Source organism: Ensifer sp. MJa1, from assembly GCF_037026475.1.
GTDB lineage: Bacteria > Pseudomonadota > Alphaproteobacteria > Rhizobiales > Rhizobiaceae > Ensifer.
This window is the reverse complement of record NZ_JAKUMO010000009.1, coordinates 182,891-196,622: the sequence shown is the minus strand read 5'-3', so window position 1 is coordinate 196,622 and position 13,732 is coordinate 182,891. Positions and strand designations below refer to the sequence as shown.

16 protein-coding genes, 1 tRNA gene and 1 pseudogene are annotated in these 13,732 nt (G+C 59.6%); 7 read left to right on the top strand and 11 right to left on the bottom strand.

Annotated features, from left to right (window positions below):
- Positions 1–495, bottom strand: a complete 495-nt coding sequence (locus tag MKZ91_RS14945) for a heme-degrading domain-containing protein (RefSeq protein ID WP_336171742.1) — start codon at positions 493–495, stop codon at positions 1–3.
- A 4-nt stretch (positions 496–499) separates the two neighbouring features.
- Positions 500–1,396 carry an ROK family protein gene (locus MKZ91_RS14940; protein WP_336171741.1) on the bottom strand — a complete coding sequence of 299 codons (897 nt, stop codon included), beginning with the start codon at positions 1,394–1,396 and terminating at the stop codon, positions 500–502.
- A gap of 251 nt (positions 1,397–1,647) precedes the next feature.
- On the opposite strand from MKZ91_RS14940, the gene MKZ91_RS14935 reads away from it, so the two are divergent.
- Positions 1,648–1,724, top strand: a tRNA-Arg gene (locus MKZ91_RS14935).
- A 205-nt stretch (positions 1,725–1,929) separates the two neighbouring features.
- Complete coding sequence (locus tag MKZ91_RS14930; protein ID WP_336171740.1) at positions 1,930–2,322, top strand: hypothetical protein; 393 nt, start codon at positions 1,930–1,932, stop codon at positions 2,320–2,322.
- Here MKZ91_RS14930 and ligD read toward each other — a convergent pair.
- Positions 2,302–3,246: a non-homologous end-joining DNA ligase gene (gene ligD, locus MKZ91_RS14925; protein ID WP_336171739.1), complete on the bottom strand. Its 945-nt coding sequence runs from the start codon at positions 3,244–3,246 to the stop codon at positions 2,302–2,304. The two genes, MKZ91_RS14930 and ligD, sit on opposite strands and share 21 nt — an antisense overlap.
- 355 nt (positions 3,247–3,601) lie before the next feature.
- Between ligD and MKZ91_RS31615 the strand changes: the two genes are divergently transcribed.
- From MKZ91_RS31615 to MKZ91_RS14915, 3 genes are all read left to right on the top strand, one after another.
- Entirely contained in the window at positions 3,602–3,970 is a 369-nt protein-coding gene (locus MKZ91_RS31615; protein ID WP_442892285.1) for a DUF4258 domain-containing protein, read from the top strand.
- Positions 3,963–4,427: a helix-turn-helix domain-containing protein gene (locus tag MKZ91_RS14920; protein WP_336171738.1), complete on the top strand. Its 465-nt coding sequence runs from the start codon at positions 3,963–3,965 to the stop codon at positions 4,425–4,427. Before MKZ91_RS31615 ends, MKZ91_RS14920 begins: the two co-directional genes overlap by 8 nt.
- Before the next feature lie 231 nt (positions 4,428–4,658).
- Complete coding sequence (locus tag MKZ91_RS14915) at positions 4,659–5,735, top strand: LPO_1073/Vpar_1526 family protein (protein WP_336171737.1); 1,077 nt, start codon at positions 4,659–4,661, stop codon at positions 5,733–5,735.
- 20 nt (positions 5,736–5,755) lie between these two features.
- Here the strand turns inward: MKZ91_RS14915 and MKZ91_RS14910 are convergent, their stop codons facing one another.
- From MKZ91_RS14910 to MKZ91_RS14895, 4 genes are read right to left on the bottom strand one after another with little or no spacing between them, the layout of a single operon-like run.
- The gene (locus MKZ91_RS14910) at positions 5,756–6,082 is read right to left on the bottom strand and encodes a phage holin family protein (RefSeq protein ID WP_336171736.1); all 327 of its coding nucleotides are present in this window, start codon (positions 6,080–6,082) and stop codon (positions 5,756–5,758) included.
- A gap of 1 nt (position 6,083) precedes the next feature.
- Positions 6,084–6,329 carry a hypothetical protein gene (locus MKZ91_RS14905; protein ID WP_336171735.1) on the bottom strand — a complete coding sequence of 82 codons (246 nt, stop codon included), beginning with the start codon at positions 6,327–6,329 and terminating at the stop codon, positions 6,084–6,086.
- Positions 6,226–6,444: a hypothetical protein gene (locus tag MKZ91_RS14900; RefSeq protein WP_336171734.1), complete on the bottom strand. Its 219-nt coding sequence runs from the start codon at positions 6,442–6,444 to the stop codon at positions 6,226–6,228. Before MKZ91_RS14900 ends, MKZ91_RS14905 begins: the two co-directional genes overlap by 104 nt.
- A gap of 1 nt (position 6,445) precedes the next feature.
- Positions 6,446–7,333 (bottom strand): chitinase, encoded by an 888-nt coding sequence (locus MKZ91_RS14895; RefSeq protein WP_336171733.1) that lies wholly within the window; start codon positions 7,331–7,333, stop codon positions 6,446–6,448.
- A gap of 68 nt (positions 7,334–7,401) precedes the next feature.
- On the opposite strand from MKZ91_RS14895, the gene MKZ91_RS14890 reads away from it, so the two are divergent.
- Together MKZ91_RS14890 and MKZ91_RS14885 are read left to right on the top strand one after the other, a co-directional pair.
- Positions 7,402–7,527 carry a hypothetical protein gene (locus tag MKZ91_RS14890; RefSeq protein ID WP_336171732.1) on the top strand — a complete coding sequence of 42 codons (126 nt, stop codon included), beginning with the start codon at positions 7,402–7,404 and terminating at the stop codon, positions 7,525–7,527.
- A gap of 92 nt (positions 7,528–7,619) precedes the next feature.
- On the top strand, positions 7,620–8,090 hold the full coding sequence (locus tag MKZ91_RS14885; protein WP_336171731.1) for a hypothetical protein: 471 nt from the start codon (positions 7,620–7,622) through the stop codon (positions 8,088–8,090).
- A 20-nt stretch (positions 8,091–8,110) separates the two neighbouring features.
- Here MKZ91_RS14885 and MKZ91_RS14880 read toward each other — a convergent pair.
- From MKZ91_RS14880 to MKZ91_RS14865, 4 genes and pseudogenes are all read right to left on the bottom strand, one after another.
- A pseudogene (locus tag MKZ91_RS14880) lies at positions 8,111–8,422 on the bottom strand (hypothetical protein); the annotation flags it as partial.
- A 316-nt stretch (positions 8,423–8,738) separates the two neighbouring features.
- On the bottom strand, positions 8,739–9,647 hold the full coding sequence (locus MKZ91_RS14875; protein WP_336171728.1) for a gp53-like domain-containing protein: 909 nt from the start codon (positions 9,645–9,647) through the stop codon (positions 8,739–8,741).
- Between the two features lie 12 nt (positions 9,648–9,659).
- Positions 9,660–11,180 (bottom strand): hypothetical protein, encoded by a 1,521-nt coding sequence (locus MKZ91_RS14870; protein WP_336171727.1) that lies wholly within the window; start codon positions 11,178–11,180, stop codon positions 9,660–9,662.
- A complete protein-coding gene (locus MKZ91_RS14865; RefSeq protein ID WP_336171725.1) occupies positions 11,180–13,732 on the bottom strand; it encodes a phage tail tip fiber protein in 2,553 nt (850 codons plus the stop codon). Before MKZ91_RS14865 ends, MKZ91_RS14870 begins: the two co-directional genes overlap by 1 nt.

Genomic DNA, 13,732 nt, shown 5'->3' with positions numbered 1-13,732 from the left:
TCAGCCCTCGAGCTTCAAGGCGTCATGGTCCTTGCCAAGCAAGGACGAGAGCGCTTCGACAACCATGTTGTGGTCCTCGCGCTGCGGCAGGCCGGAAACCGTGACCGCACCGATGCAACCGGTACCCTTGACGACGATCGGGAAGCTGCCGCCATGCGCGGCATAGTCGGCATCGGCAAGCCCGAGCTTGGCCTGCAGGTTCGTCTGCGCCTTGGCGAGTTCGCGACCGGTGGCGTAGCTGCTCTTGAACAGACGGAAAACGGTGTTGCGCTTGCGGCGCACCCAATTCGGATTGTCCGGCGTTGCACCCTCGAGCGCCGTATAGAACACCTGCATCGAAAACAGCGTGATATCGATGACGACGCCGAGCTTGCGCTCGACCGCCATCTTGCGCAGCAGCGCTCCGAGCTCCCAGGCGGTATCGAGATCGAAGCGCTCGAACTGCAATTCCTGTTCCTGCCGCGCGATGCGGGCCAGATCCTTGTCGATGTTCATGGGGTTATTCCTTCCAGAGCCAGGCCGCACCGCGCACGCCGGAGCTGTCGCCATGCAGGGCCTTGCGGATGGGGGTTTCGAACGTGTCGCCGAAGAGATAGTTGACCACCCGCGGCGGAACGTCGTCATAGATTTCGTCGACATTCGACATGCCGCCGCCAAGCACGTAGACATCCGGGTCGACGATGTTGGTGAGCAGCGCCAGGCTGCGCGCCAGCCGGTCGACGAAGCGCTCGTAGACGCCGGTCGCCACCGGATCGCCCGCCCGCTTCGCTTCGATGATGTCGCGCCCGCGGCGCTCGACGCCCGTGGTCAACCGGTAATCGAGCTCGACCCCGGTACCGCAGGCATACATGTCGAGGCAGCCGTGCTTGCCGCACCAGCACTTGTGGCCGGGATACTCTTCCTTCGTCATCCAGGGCAGCGGATAGTGACCGATCTCGGCGGCGACGCCCTGGTAGCCGGCATGGACCTTCTTGTCGATCGCAAGCCCGCCGCCATGGCCGGTGCCGACGATGACGCCGAAGACCACATGGGCGTCTTTGCCGGCACCGTCGACAGCTTCCGAAACCGCCAGGCAATTGGCGTCGTTGGCGAGCCGGACCGGGCGGCCGAGCGCCGCTTCGAGGTCGCGTCCGAGCGGCTTGCCGTTGATCAGCACCGCATTGGAATTGCGCACGATACCGGTGCGCGGGTTGGGGCTGCCGGGAATGCCGATGCCGATCGAGCCCTTTTCCCCCGCCGTCTGTTCGGCGGCAGTTACAAGGTCGACAACGGCGCGGATGCAGTCGTCATAGCCGCTGGTCGGGGTCGCGACACGATGACGGGCGCGCGTTTCGCCATCGCGGCCGAGCGCGATGACTTCCATTTTCGTGCCGCCCCAATCTATTCCGATGAACATATGTGGATCAGGTCTCTGATGAAGGTCTGAGGGTGAGCGCCAGCCTCCTCAAGCGGGCGCCCGCCTTGCTTAGCATTCGAAAGACCTGAAAGACCAGCCCGTTTTGCAATCGATTTAAATCGAAGGTGGGCGCCCCATGTGCCAGCCGCTCAGGGCGCTACCCCCGACGCGCCTCGCAAGCATTTCCGGCCCGCATCCACGCAAAAACACTTGGCGAAGAGGCTGCGCTTTTGTATGGGTGCTATCCAAGTGGTCCCGTAGCTCAGCAGGATAGAGCACCAGATTCCTAATCTGGGGGTCGCGCGTTCGAATCGCGCCGGGATCACCAATGATTTCAATCACATAGATATAGGGTTCCGCACTAAAGTGTGCGCCACTCATTTACCAGCATTACCCACGTTTTCCGGCATTTCCTGATGTTAGCGGGAATTCGGTGGCGCACGGTTGGCGCATGGCGACGCACAAATCGGTCGATCTTGACTCTTTCCCGGAACAGGAACATTTAGAGAACGAGAAGTTCTTGGACGTGTGACATGCCGGAAGAAATCAAGCTCAAATACCGCTGGCGCCGCCTTCCCGGCGATCCCGAAACACTGTTTCACGGCGACGACGGCGACCGCCGTATGGGTCGAATTCAGAAATCGGTCACCGGCAGTTACTGGCTTTGGTTCATGAACTTCCAACATGGCATCAATGACCCGGCAGTTGCCGTTACATTGAACGGCGCGGCCGAGACGCCGAGGCAGGCTGCTGCTGCTTGCGAGCGCTGCTACGAAGCCGTTCTCGATGCGACGTGGCCCAGGATGACGCCGGCGCTCCGCGACAGCCTCTTGGCGCACGAAAAGGAAACGAAGGCTCGCAAAGCTCAGTGGGCGCGCGAAGACGCTGAGCGTCGCCGCCAGTCGCTAAGAGTTGTCGACGAGTAGATCAGAGATCTCGTAGACCTCGAATTCGCCCTCCATCTCGCGCACGCCCTTGAACGACGGGTGCCGAAGCTTTCCGTCTTGCGTCCAAGCGCGATACTCGACGTCGGCGACCAAAAGCGGCCGCGCGAAGATCGCGCCTTTTCGCTTCAGCGCCACTGCTGGCCGGTCGGCCGGGATCGCGTTGAGCAGTTCGCGCAGCTTCACCGATTCCTGATAGCTCCAACCCGTGCCGCAGCCGCCGACATATACGAGACCATCGCCTTTCCTTGCCGCCAACAGCAGCCGCCCGATCGCGCCGGGCACGGTCGATGGCTCGTAGCCGACGATGGCAAACGTATCGCGACGTACACATTTGATCTTCCGCCATTCCGGTCGCCGTCCAGAGCGATAGGGTTTGTCGCGCCGCTTGGCGATGATACCTTCGAGGCCAAGCTCGCAAGCGACGCGGAAAAAGTCATCGGCATCCGCGTCCACCTCTTCCGAGAGCCGTATCGCGCCAGTCCGGCCTGCGACGATCGGCTCCAGGAGCCGCCGGCGGTCGCTTTGCGGCAGATCGTGCAGATCCCGGCCGTCGAGATAGAGCAGATCGAATGCCATAAAGAGGATCTCGCCGGCATCGTGCAGGCTCGGCCGCTTGCCGAGCGCCCGCTGCAACAGGCCGAAATCAGACCGTCCATGCTCGTCGAGCACCACCGCCTCGCCGTCGAGGATCATTGTTGCGTGCCCGAGCTGGCGCGCCTCGGCGACGATCGCCCCGAACCGCCGCGTCCAGTCATACCCGCCGCGAGTAATTGCCCGCACCTCACCAGGTTCAACATGCACGGAGAGACGGTATCCGTCCCACTTCACCTCCAGGGCCCAACCCGGCCCCTTCGGTGGCCTATCATCGAGCGTTGCAACACAGGGCGGCACACGGCGCGGCATCGGATGTGCCGGCGGCGCAGGAGGGGGTTTCTTCCTCAGTGTTTTGACCATTCCGCATTAACGCACGAATTGGCGAAAACGTCTCACCCGCGCTTTGTTCGCAAAAGCACCGGGCCGGCACGCGAAACTCAGCAAGCAACTAGAAACCTACGCGAACGAACTCAATGCGGAACAGGCGACGAAATGCGATCTAATCTGCGACATTTCCACGGGACGACGCTAATAAGCCGTTGACAATTGTAATCGACGTTTACCGAGAAAACGCAAAAGTTACCAAAAATTCACTCGCAAGGCCTACACAAAGGTATCACCATGATATACATCAACGACGAAGACGGTAATATGGTGTAGAAAATTGGCTAGTGACAGCGAGTGGCCCGCAAGCAAGGCAGCAGATGAAATCAGAGCAATTGCGCGGTCTCTGAAACTGACAATTTCCTATACGAAGCATGCACGCGAGAGAATTGTTGAGCGCGGCTTGATAATTTCAGACGTGTTGTACGTGCTGAAAAACGGTTTTGTCCACGCAGAGCCGTCGCCGTCAACAAGGCCCGGGTTTTTGAAATATGCGATCGAATGTCGAAGCCCTAACGGCGGTAACAGATCAGTTCGAGTGATCGTTATTCCGGACAAGAATGCCTGTTTTTTGAAGATCGCCACTGTCATGTGGGCAGATGAGCCGGACACGAGATCCGGCACCATAATTGGAGAGAACGATGAATAGCTATCATTACACCGAGTGCGGGCTTCAGAACGTCATGATTGACGGTCTGGAATTCGTGTTTGATGACGCTGGCGATGAGATCATCACGATTCCGGCCGTTAATGAGCTTCATCGCGTTATTGCGCTTGGCATTGTCACGCACAAGCACGGCATGAGTGGAGAGGAACTGCGATTCCTCCGCACTGAGATGGGCTTCACACAGGCCGAGCTCGCTGCTGTCGTGCACCACGACAAGCAATCCATCGGACGATGGGAGCGCGGAGAGTACGACATCGACAGCGCAGCCGAGGCTATCATACGCCGGATGGCCATCGAGAAGCTGGAGCTCGACGCTCAGCAGGGGATCGATGAGCTTTCGAGGCGTAGTATTCCAACCGTGCAGACGCAGCCGATCAACATTCAGTACGCAAATGACAACGGCGGGGACCACCCGTCATACACACTGAAGGCTGCATAATGTTTTCAGAACCCCGCCTCGGCGGGGTTCTTTCTTTGTGCCACGCGCTCGGCAAATCGAAGGGACGATCTGAAATGGATGCAATGGATCTAGTAATGTGGGGACTGGCAGTTGTAATCGGCCTCGTAGCAACCTTTATGGCCGCCAAATCGGTTAGGTCGCATAGGCAGGTACAGAAGAGCGGAAAAGACTCGTTTTCGATCCAATCTGGCCGGGACACAAAAATCCGTCATGAATGACAAGCAGGTCCAGAAAGCCGCAACAGGCTCAGTTGCAATTCAAGCTCAGCGGGACGCCATCTACAACCAGGGCATTTCGCCTGGACAGATGATCGAAATAATGGATGCGATCTCTCGACAGGTTCAAACCTTCAGCGCGACCGCGAAGGATCTCATTGATGAGCGCCTCGACGAGTTCAAGTCGACAGTCCTAGAGAAGATTGCCACCGACGCACCCCAAGGTGCGAAGGCCTTTGCAGACCCAGATTTTCAACACGCATTGTTGCAAGCACAAACGGCTTACGCCCGCAGTGATGCCTCAGAGCTCCATTCCGTGCTCATCGATCTTGTCGTTCAGCGCTCGAAACAGGAACGACGGAACAGACTAACGCTGACACTGAATGATGCGATCGTGAAAGCTGCATCGCTCACTCTAGAAGAATTTAGCCTACTGTCGTTCGCGTTCATTTTTCAACGCGTCGTGAATGTCGGTGTTGCCAACCTCGAAGGTATTGCGAGACATCTCGCCAGATTTCTTGGACCGTTGATCCCGCATGTACCTCGCGACGAAACTGCTTTCACCTATCTCGAGACACACGGCTGCATCATAGGAGGCATCGGCGGGATAATAGTGCGGCCGAGCGCAATGGAGATTGTGAAGCACTCTTATCCCGGCATCGCAACAAAAGGAGTAGCCGAACCCGATATGCAGGTCCTTGTCGCACCTGGCGCGCATCTTGGGCTTAACAACCTTGTTCAGGAATCTCCATTCAGTAGCCCTTCTGATACCAGCTACAAGGTCTTTACGCCCGGGAGTGAATACGCACTGAATTTAATCCAAAACCAGTTGGGAATAGTGCCTAATTTGACAAGTTCGTACCTCGAAAAGGCCAAAGCCAATCAGCCCAGCGATGAGGAATTGCTGGCGAAGCTTGAGGCTTACGAGCCATGCCTGAGGGACGCTGCGAAGCTTTATAACGAGACCTCACTTCGCAACGCCCGCCTGACACCTGTCGGCATCGCCCTTGCCCATGCCCACCTAACAAAAAGCGCGGAACTCGCGGCCGATCTGTCAATTTGGATCAAATAGGCTGAGGAGCGGATGAAGAGCTAACCCTTCTCCACCTTCGCCCCAAACCACCGCATGAACAGCACCTCGGAGCCACGCGGCCCGAGGTAGGCGAGCGCGGCGATCATGCCCGTCGCCATCGGTTGACCCAGAGCAAGCCAGGTCGCCAAGCCTTCACCTATAAAGGCCATGCCGACCGCGATCGGCATTTCCCAGAGCAGTTCTTTGCCAAAAAACTTCCGTCGCATCTTTCGCACCTCGTTTGTGTGCCACATGAGGCGGCCGGCGAAGACTGCGATGAGGGTGGTCGCCGCGCCGCCGAACCAGGCGTTGAGCAACTCGATAAGTGACGTGTACTTTTCCTGCATGTCAGCGATTTTCCCCGTGTCGCTTGCATTCCGCCTTCGTCCAGATCGCCGCGGCGCAGATACCGACGGCGGTCCGGTCTATCTTTCGCTGATCTTCCGGCGTCGCCCCTCGCGCGCCGATCAGGTCTGTCCCGACGATGCTTCTAAGAGCCGTCACACTCGCCGGCGCCGAAGTTCCACAGCCCGCCAGCATCAAGGCAGGAATCGTAATCAATGCGCTTCGAATGAGCGCGGCTCGCCGCTTCATTGTTCTGCCTTTCAATCTTGGTGGTGACGGACTGCGCGCCGTCCTCGCGGATCTCGACAACAAGCCAGATGAGACCGGCGAGCACGAGCCCGCCGATGATGATGCGCGGCCACATGTCAGCGGGCCGGCGCGCGGTTCACCGACCAGCGGCCGGTGAAGAACATAAAGGCTGCGATCGAGCCGATAACGATCAGCAGTGCGGCAATGCCGGCGGCGTAGGGATTATTGACGCCGAGAACCGCCGAAAGGCCGGCGCCGCCGAACAAGCCACCGACCGTGGTCACCGCCGTTCCGCTCTTCCCGGCCGGCACGTCGTCGGCCTTCGCGGCTTCCGGCTTCACGTCCGGCAGTTCGGCCGGCGTCCTCGACGCCTCGAGCGCGTCGAGGAAGTTCCGGTAATAGCCGGCGATCAGCTTCGCCTTGTCGGTCCCATTGATGATCGCGCGCGCGCCGACCGGATCATTGGCCACCTGGTTGAAATAGTCGGCGAGCTTTTTGCCGGTGAAGGTGCCTGCGATCGTGCCGTCGAAGAGGATCCGGACAGCAGTCGCCATCTCGCCAGCCTTCTCCGGAGCGTCGACAATGCCGAACTTCGAATAGTTCGATTTGCCGGTGATCTGAGCCAGGCCTCGGCCGCGATAGCGCCAGCCATCATCTGCGCCGGCGTTCCCCATCCGGTCGCCATAGACCTTGTTTGCGAGCTTGCGCGGGTTCCGGGCGAACGGCTTGGCGCTGGCGAGCGTCGGGAACCGGGACGGCCAGACCTCAGTGAGGCGCTCAGCCGAGTAGCTGAGGTTCTCGGTCACCGGCTGCATCGTGCCGCCGGTCTCGTGAAAGACAGTCGCCAGCATGTAGGCGAGATGCCGATTGTCGATCACCTTGCCGGTCGACTGGCGCCGATCCCACTCGTCAAGGATGGCATTCATGCCGTCGATCTGGGATTGCGTCAGGCGGCCGCCAAAAGGCGCGCGCCTCGCATAGGCGAGGAACGTGGTTCTATTCATCGGGTTTACCTCTTCGTTTAGGAAAACAGGCCACCATCCGGCGCGGCATGATGCCTGCAGGGGGGAGCATGATGGGCTATGATTGGGATGGCGCTCGCGGGCGCCGGATGAAGATCGTGCGATTAGGAACGGCCGTCGCACTGGCGGCCTTGCTGGTATCGGTCGCGGCCCAGGTGGTCACGCGAGCGATCTGAGGGCAAAATGTAATCTGTCCGTGTTTTGAACAGCGACTCGACAGGGGCTATTGAGCCTGCTTCATTTGCCCCGTTTTAGGGGTTGAGCACGAATGAGCCGCAAATATTTCCACGTGGTCGTACGAACAAAGGACGACAAGAAGAAGCCAGTGTTCTTGTTCGGAGATCTATCCGAGGGCGAACTTCGGACTAAGTTTCTGAAGCCTTACCGGCGGGGCGGAAAGCTTTTTGTCGAGAACGCCATAATCGATGTGGCCGATTTGGCCAGCATCAAGATTATCGAAACAGCTCAACCTAAAGATGACGTCCTTGAAGAAATGCAGGAGACGAGCCGCAAGGCGATCGACAAGATGAATCGAGAGTCTGGCACATTCGTCATCATGTCCATCGGAGTAGGGTATCGAGATACCGATATAGAGCACGACGGCGACGACGTAACATCGCAATTCATCACCGACGGCCCAGGCACTGCCAGCCAATTATTCCAGATAATGAACAACAACTGGACGATGACGATCGGCGGGGGTGTGCTGGTGGCTCTTTTCAGTTGGCTGCTGCTTTAGAGCCCATCGACCGCGTGCCGCTATTCAGACAGCAATTGCCCTCCAAGCATCGCCGCTCGTTCCATCGGCCACGTGAACGGGCAGGCAGCTTCAAGCTCGGCGACGAACTCAGCGACGGTCGGCTGCGCTCGCTCGCCGGCCATAACCTTCGCCAGCTCGGCCGAGGAGAAGGTCCACACGGCCGATCGCCAATTGAATAGCGCAAGCGCCTCTGCCGCAAAGGCCGGGTTCGGATCATCGCGGTAGCCAATGGCAGTATGAATGCTGTCGTACTGCCGCTCGCGCGCGGTGGCGTCGAGGTGGGCTTGAATGGCGGCGGAGTAATCTGCCTGTGTGATGGGCGGCGACGGCGGCTCGTAGGGCGCGACGATGCCATGTATCCACCGCCGAAGGCCTTGGTTATGGAGAAATTCGCAGCGCTGCTCGTCCGTGATCTCGATCGCGTCCGCGGGAATAAGGCAATCGGGGTTGGGCTCCTCTCCGATTTGCTCGATCGATTCTCCGATCTTGACCTGCTCGCCACCGTCGCTTGTCTCAACAACGTCGACAGACTGGAGCACGGGACGCATACGTGCACCGTGAACCACGTCCACATAGAACCCGGTCGGGAACCCATTTTCGTCAATCGTCATGTAGTATCGCATCGGCTCAGTACCCCCAGGCGATGAAGTCGACACGAACGGCGCCTGATCGAGGCAAGCCATCCGTGGTGTTCTTGACCAAGACAGAGAAGAGACCGGCAGTCGGCCTCGACGCGTTTCTGTAATGGCTGACGACAACGTTGATGTTGCCGTCCCCGTTCCAGGCTACGGGCACATAGTTGCTGGCTGAAGCGAAGGATACCGGCAGGTTTATGTCCGCAAATCCATTGCCATCGGCCGTCACGACCACGGTCCCACTTTGGATGATCATGCCGTTCGGGAACTTCAGCCAGCCGAGACCACCGGTAACGAGGCCGTCGTACCAGAGTTTTCCGAGCACGGAGGTATCCACTTGCGCCGTTAGGCCCTTAGATGGGTCCCAACCGACGTAGACCTTGTTTCCCCCCTGCCCAGAGCCTCCGCCTTGCTGAACAGGCGTAAAACCCAATGCCGCTTGGGCGCCCAATGTTCCGCGCGCGGTTCCGGCGTCAGCATCGTCGAGCAGCGTCTTGATGAAATCCGTGACCGTGAACCATTCCATGGTGTTCGCGCTCAGTCCGCGCGGTACCTTGCCGGCGCCGAGCGTCGCCGCGATCGATGCCAGCGCCGCCAGCGAGGCATTGTCGAGGCGCTGCAGATAGGTCGCGAGCGCGTTTGCATTGGCGACCGTCTGCTGACCGTAGGCTGTGTCGCGCATGATCGCATAGGGATAGGTGCCGGTAGCGCCCTTCCATTTGATCGCCGCCGTAATCTGAGTGTTGCTGTCGACCGTGAGGATCGGCAGTGGGTTGCCGTCCGCCTCGGCGTAAATCGTGCCGCCGGCTATCAGTGCCGTCTGCCAGGCCGTACCGACGCCGGTCACCACGGCGCTGCCGTTCGTCAGGGTGATCGACCCTGTCGTGTAAGGAGTGGTCATGTTGGGAGCTTCCTAAGCTGGAATGCCGAAGATGTAGTAGCGGATACCGCCAGGCGCGTAGGCGCCAGACGTTTGCCAGGTTCCGGGGCTGTCGCCGCGATTGTAATAATCGCCGACGTTGCCGGCGAAGGTGTAGAACCGAGCGTTGTTAGCCGTCAGTTCGCAATAGGTGCTTTCCCCAGCATGAGCTTGGCCGTTGTAGGGATATTTCAGCCGCTTCACGAACGGCAGGCGCCACATAGCACTCCACGACATGGGAAGATTGTTCTGCCCGAGGCTCGCACCGTTGCCGGCTCCGTGGTGCGTGAGGTACTTCACCATCGGGAACATACCTGTCCCGTCAAAGGGAATGTCGGTGATGACGCCGTTGCCAGCGCCGAAGGTGAAATAGCCTTCCTTTAGGATCTGCACCTGCGGCCAGCGGGTATCGATAACGATATCTGCCCAGCCCGGCGGATCTGCCGAACCGGGGCGAAGGAACTGCACCACACGCCCGCCATCCTCGAACTGCCGAAGTACCTTGTTGGATCCTCCTGTTGGGCCGCTAACATCCTCCATGTAGAGCATGAAACGCGCCCGCATTGCCTTCGAGGCTTCAAAGCCGATCAGGCTCCCGTCGAACCAGTACTCTGCGCCGAAATCGAGCACTTGCGGGTTTGACGGGTACATGATCGTCGCGCTGTCGTAGAAATGAACGTCAAGCGCGACGGTGTCGGGCAATGGGATGCCGGTCTGGTAGTAGCTCACCCCGGCAGGAAGCGCGATGTCAGCCGCAGCAATGACCTTCACCGGCATCTTTGAGGCATCAAAGGCCATTTGCTGAACGGTGGCAGTATCGACGTTGTAACCCGGCTTGGCGATTTTCAACGCGGTCGATGATATCTTGATGGTCTTGGTCCCATTCGGCGCCAACACCGGAGCGTCATCCGGGGCGACGTTGTTCCCCGGCAAGTTCCAAACGTTCAAACGCTTGTCGCGCGATCGGAATTTGTTGAAAGCATCAATTCCGTCATTCGGCGTGACAATGATGGGCATGCCGTAGGCGAAGTTCCCGAGATTGTTGTTGAGAACCATGTTTTCCGCCCATCCCATTTGGGCGTAATTCCCAACGGCGTAGAAACCGCCCTGACCGTGGTAATATTCGCCGCTGTCGGTCCAGGCGACCATCTGTTGATTGTAACGATTGCTTCCGCCGCCCTTTTTCGCTTTCACGTCGAACAGGGGAACGTTGTACCGAAGCGTCGGGAATGCCGCGTTGCGAAAGCCCCAGAGCGTTCCCTGCGCAACGGTCAGAGACATGTAAGTGAAGGTCGCGGCATTGGCGCCAGCCGGATAGTAGGTGACGCCGTTGCCGGCCTGGAAGGTGTTCACGACCCAGATGTCACACAAGCTCGCCTGAATGCCGAGCTTGCTGTTGTAGAGGAACTTCCACCGCTCACTATCCGGCGTCGTGCGCGGATCGTCTGCGCTATTCTTCATGATTTTGATGCAGGCGGCACCTGTAGCATCGATGCCGATCATGGTTCGGACCATCAGCTGTAAAACTCCAGAGTACCGAGATTGAGGTTGAAATCGGTCTTGCCGTCGGGGGACAGCATGCGGCCAGCTCGGATCAAGCCGATGTTGGCGATGTTGAGCTTCAATTCGCCGTTCTCGATGACGATAGGCAGGAAGGCATTGCTGCCGCCATTCCAGACAACGAACTGATCGGCCTTCACCGCAAAGCGGGATTTCAGAACGCCGCCTTCGGTGTAGATCTCGATGTAGAAGCCGCTGTCCTTGAACGTGTCGTTCAGCGTAGCGCGCAACATTACCGAGAACCGGGAAGTTACCCCCGACTGATCGGCGGCCGCCTCGAACTTCACCAGGCCGCCTGCAAATCGGCCATTCAGGTCAGCGCTAACACCCGTGATGCTGGACGAAAGAGCACTGTCCCCGTTTGCGCGCGCTGTCTCTTCAGTGATCAATCGCGCCAGGTTGCTGCCGACGGTCGCCGTCAGGCCGGTGATCTGCTGAGCGAGCGCGTCATCCTGCGAGACCCGGACGCGTTGTTCCGTGACGATCTGTGCAAACGCATCCCCGACCGCCGCCTTCAGCTCCTGCCGCTTCACTTCGCCAACCGCGCCGTCGAGCGAGAAAGCCGTCGTCAACTCCTCGAGCCGTTGCCAAACCCCATCGAACTCGCCCTGAAGCTCTTCGAAGCGGTCCTTGATGTCGTCGCGTGTCTGGCCGAGCCCCACCTGCAGGGTGAGTGACCCGGTGGCCGTCGCCGTTGTCCGCCAGGCCGTAAAGGTGCGCAGCCGGTCTGGGTTCGTCTTGATCGTAGCCCGCGCGACATAGGCCTTCTCAGACAGGATATTCTTCGTGGTCCGGTACCGCCCGCCCTCCGGCTCGGCGCACTGGTCAGTGAACTCTTCTGCAGTGCCGTCAGCGCGATAAACGAAAAGCACGTCGGTGATGGTCGGATCATCCGGAGGATCCCAGACGAATTCGAGCGCCGGAACGTCGAAGCCGTTGCCTCCTTGGATCATCCCGGCATGCACGTCGAAGTTCTGCACCGTGAAGAGCTGCGACGGATTGATCGGCGGAACGGGCGGCACAATGATCGGTCCGGGCGCGATGTCGCCATCGTCGTAGATGTCGGCGCCGGTCTCGGTGAGCACAAAGGTGAAGCGAAGATCCGCGTCGCAACGCCACTCCGAGACCATCCAGTCCTTGCCCTGGTAAGTGACCCATTCACCTTCCATGACCTTCAGGCCGACGCGCCGGCTGACTGGCAACGTCACGGTACCGCCCTTGCGGTTCTGGCGGTAACGGACGTTCAGCAGGTATTGCGCGATGTCAGCATCGTGCACCTGCAGGAAATCGATCGAGGTCTGACGCGCGCGCTTGTCGGCGGCGACGTCGGCGTTGACGACGATTGGCTTCAGGCTCTCCGGGTTCCACATCGAATCGGGCGAGGTGAACTGCCCAGAGAGATGGTTGAAGAGATCGAAGGCCGACTTGCGCGGCTGGCGCGGCTTTGGCCGATCGCTCGGAATGTCGGCATCCGTGATCGTCAGCACCGGGATCTGCGGCGCACCGACGACAACGCCGGAGAGCCCGCGGCGGTTCAAGCCATAACCCGCCATCGCGTCGTCAAAGGCCGAAAGCGCCTCGGTATGATCGGTGTCCGAATTGACCCAGAGAGAGCACTGATAGATCGGCTTGCCCTTGCGCAGCGTCCGGCAATAGTTGATCGCGACGAAGTAGGACGAGAGGTCGATCTGGCCGAGCGTCTTGCCTTCGCCGATCAGCGTCCGACCAGAGAGCAAGCCTTTCAGCCCGAGCTGGTAGTTGAGACGGTGGACCGCCGGGTTCAGCGTATGCGCGTGGGTCGACGGGTCGTTCAGCCGCTGCGGGCCATTGCCGCCGGCGACCGTCGAATCTTTCGTCGGATCGTACTCGCGCAGGCCACGCAGCATCCACTCGATTTCCGGGCGGCCGCGGCCCGCGTCGCGGAAGAACTGCAGGTGATAGTAGCGGTAGACGACGACGTAGCAGATACCGCGCAGTCGGCTCGTCGCCTTCCAGGCATTGCCGAGCGCCGCGGTCGCGGCGACAAGCTCTGCATCGTGCACCTGGTCGGGCCGACCGTCATAGAAGCGGATGTCGATCGAGCTGTTGCCATCGCCGTCGATGAAGCCTTCGACGCTGTAACGCGCAGTTTCGCCGCCGGCGACGGCCTTCGGCACGAGATTGTATTTCTGGCCGTACATGTAAATGTACGGCTCGAGGCCGTCGCACCAGCCGTTGGCGAGCGCGAAGACGTCGGCGTTCATCTTGTTGCCCTTGCCCCACTTGGCATAGTAGAGCCGCTGGCCGCGCGTCTTGCCGATACCGAGCAGAGTGTCGACCGGCACGTCGCCGCCAAGCTGCACCTCGCCTTGAACGGCCGTGAACTTCTGCTTCTTCTGCTGCGTTTGGCCGAGCTTAGCGAGGCCGAGTTTCGCGCCGAATGCCAGCGCTCCACCCACAAGATTGCCGATAACGGTCGAGCCGAACAGGGCGCCGAGCCCCGTCGTGATCAACGAGAAAATTGCCAT

Coding starts and splice junctions, on each gene's coding strand:
- MKZ91_RS14945 (WP_336171742.1), bottom strand. CDS start 495: ATGAACATCGACAAGGATCTGGCCCGCATCGCGCGGCAGGAACAGGAA.
- MKZ91_RS14940 (WP_336171741.1), bottom strand. CDS start 1,396: ATGTTCATCGGAATAGATTGGGGCGGCACGAAAATGGAAGTCATCGCG.
- MKZ91_RS14930 (WP_336171740.1), top strand. CDS start 1,930: ATGCCGGAAGAAATCAAGCTCAAATACCGCTGGCGCCGCCTTCCCGGC.
- ligD (WP_336171739.1), bottom strand. CDS start 3,246: ATGCCGCGCCGTGTGCCGCCCTGTGTTGCAACGCTCGATGATAGGCCA.
- MKZ91_RS14920 (WP_336171738.1), top strand. CDS start 3,963: ATGAATAGCTATCATTACACCGAGTGCGGGCTTCAGAACGTCATGATT.
- MKZ91_RS14915 (WP_336171737.1), top strand. CDS start 4,659: ATGAATGACAAGCAGGTCCAGAAAGCCGCAACAGGCTCAGTTGCAATT.
- MKZ91_RS14910 (WP_336171736.1), bottom strand. CDS start 6,082: ATGCAGGAAAAGTACACGTCACTTATCGAGTTGCTCAACGCCTGGTTC.
- MKZ91_RS14905 (WP_336171735.1), bottom strand. CDS start 6,329: ATGAAGCGGCGAGCCGCGCTCATTCGAAGCGCATTGATTACGATTCCT.
- MKZ91_RS14900 (WP_336171734.1), bottom strand. CDS start 6,444: ATGTGGCCGCGCATCATCATCGGCGGGCTCGTGCTCGCCGGTCTCATC.
- MKZ91_RS14895 (WP_336171733.1), bottom strand. CDS start 7,333: ATGAATAGAACCACGTTCCTCGCCTATGCGAGGCGCGCGCCTTTTGGC.
- MKZ91_RS14890 (WP_336171732.1), top strand. CDS start 7,402: ATGATGGGCTATGATTGGGATGGCGCTCGCGGGCGCCGGATGAAGATC.
- MKZ91_RS14885 (WP_336171731.1), top strand. CDS start 7,620: ATGAGCCGCAAATATTTCCACGTGGTCGTACGAACAAAGGACGACAAG.
- MKZ91_RS14875 (WP_336171728.1), bottom strand. CDS start 9,647: ATGACCACTCCTTACACGACAGGGTCGATCACCCTGACGAACGGCAGC.
- MKZ91_RS14870 (WP_336171727.1), bottom strand. CDS start 11,180: ATGGTCCGAACCATGATCGGCATCGATGCTACAGGTGCCGCCTGCATC.
- MKZ91_RS14865 (WP_336171725.1), bottom strand. CDS start 13,732: ATGGCAATTTTCTCGTTGATCACGACGGGGCTCGGCGCCCTGTTCGGC.